Origin of the sequence: Promicromonospora sp. NPDC057488 (assembly GCF_042802395.1) — a bacterium.
Classification (GTDB): Bacteria; Actinomycetota; Actinomycetes; order Actinomycetales; family Cellulomonadaceae; genus Promicromonospora.
On the sequence record NZ_JBHVEG010000339.1, the window covers coordinates 1 to 1,461 of the forward strand.

A 1,461-nucleotide genomic window follows, 5' to 3' on the forward strand; every position below is an offset into this window, starting at 1 on the left:
TCGTCATCCCGCTGCCATGCGGCGGTTGCCCTGCGGCAACGCAGGGGGTGAAGTCTTCCCTCGAACACCGACCTGTCGGATCGACCGAGACGAGGGAAACATGCCTGGACCTGCACTGACGCACCGATCTGCCCGCACGCTGACCTCCGGACGCACCCGCACGCTCGCGGCGGGCACGACGGCGGCCGTGGTCGCCCTGGGACTCGCGGCGGCGGGCGCCGCCGCGGCCGCCGTTGCCGTACCCGCCGTCCCCGTGCGCGCCGCTGCTGCGCCCGCCGTCGCGCCCGCCGCGGTGGCGGCCGTGAGCGATGCCGACCTGGCGCAGCGCTGGGCGCCCATCCACTACCAGGACGTCGACCAGACCGGAACCAACGCCCTGGGCGGCCGCTCGGACTACCTCGCGGCCTACGACTTCGACGGCGACCTCAACGCCCGCAACAACTGGGAGAACACCGGCAACCACCCGCTGGCGGCCACCGCGTACTACTCGGTCATGGAGACCTCCAGCCACTGGTTCGTCACCTACATGTTCTTCCACCCGCGCGACTGGTCGGACTCGATCTTCGACACCGAGCACGAGAACGACGCCGAGGGCGTCATGGTCGCCGTCCAGAAGGACGGCTCGGCCTACGGCGTGCTGCGCGGCGCCGTCACCGTGGCGCACAGCGACTTCTACTCGTACACGCCGCAGGGCAGCACGTGGGGCGCGGGCGCCGAGACCGTCGACGGCACCCTGCAGATGGCGACCAGCCCGCACGACGGCCTGAGCCACCCGGTCACCGCGCAGGAGGCCAAGGGCCACGGGCTCAAGGCGCGCCCCGGCTACGACATCAAGGGCGACGGCGTCATCTACTACCCGGCCGGCCGCGCCGAGGTGCCCGAGCACCCGGACGACCGGGACGTGTCCTACCGCCTCGTGGACGTGCACGCGCCGGGCGGCCTGTGGGCGCAGCGCGACAACTCCCAGCTCTTCGCGAGCGCGGGGACGTTCGCGGGCGACACCTCGGGCTCCTGCGGCGACGGCGGCATCTCGTACACGCAGAACTCCGCGAACGCCCCGTGGGGCTGGGACGACGGCGACGACGCCCCCGGCCGAGGCGCCCTGGCGACGGACCCGGCGGGCCTGTCGGCGAGCTACTTCGCCATCCCGGAGCCGCTGAACCGCACGTACGTGGACTCTCCCTTCTGACCGAGGCTCTCCCGGTGTTGACCACAGCAGTTCCTGCCGACCGACGCCCGCTCGCGGCAGAAACCGCTGTGGTCAGCGCCCGGGCCGGGCGACAACGGGCCTGGAGCAGGGCGCGGCTGGAGTGCAACGGGGCGGGCGCTCGGGCCTCGCGTTGCCGACGGCGATCCAAGCCCTGGCGTCGCGGTCGGCACAACGTCAGCCGGTCGGTAGAACAGCGGCCGGTCGGCAGAACGTCAGGTAGTCGGCAGCTCGAGCTGCCGACCATCTGACAT

Annotated in this window: 1 protein-coding gene; it reads left to right on the top strand. The window is 72.3% G+C overall.

Annotated features, from left to right (window positions below):
* Window positions 1-100 precede the first annotated feature (100 nt).
* A complete protein-coding gene (locus ACFU5G_RS29875; protein WP_377252781.1) occupies window positions 101-1,189 on the top strand; it encodes a hypothetical protein in 1,089 nt (362 codons plus the stop codon).
* Window positions 1,190-1,461: the final 272 nt, after the last annotated feature.

What these genes read in the sequence shown, in the direction of transcription:
- ACFU5G_RS29875 (WP_377252781.1), top strand. Translation starts at nt 101, where the DNA reads ATGCCTGGACCTGCACTGACGCACCGATCTGCCCGCACGCTGACCTCC.